Here is a 272-nt window from a genome sequence, read left to right as displayed (position 1 = left end):
ATTTAAGATATATTGGTCCGCTAAGCCGAATGCGAAAAAAAGACACTCCAAAAATATATGATTTGATGATTATATTGTCTGGACCAGAACCGCAGCGTACTTTCTTAGATGAAAAACTACAGAAAGAAGCAGCAAAATATCCAGGCAAAGTGGTTTTTGTTCAAGGGATTGTAGATAAATCTCAAGAAAAGTGGCAGGCTGGAAATGTTACTTATTACAATTTTATGAATTCGAAACAGCTGGAACAAACCTTTAACGAAAGTGAATTTGTC

Annotated in this window: 1 protein-coding gene; it reads left to right on the top strand. The window is 34.9% G+C overall.

Annotated features, from left to right (window positions below; translation table 11 throughout):
* Positions 1 to 272, top strand: a 272-nt coding sequence (locus ACH13J_RS18470) for a hypothetical protein (protein WP_397544804.1), incomplete at both ends; no start/stop codon positions are given.

Origin of the sequence: Roseovarius salis (assembly GCF_044472985.1) — a bacterium.
Lineage (GTDB): Bacteria > Pseudomonadota > Alphaproteobacteria > Rhodobacterales > Rhodobacteraceae > Roseovarius > Roseovarius salis.
The sequence above is the reverse complement of the archived record's forward strand: the minus strand, read 5'-3'. Positions and strand labels throughout refer to the sequence as shown.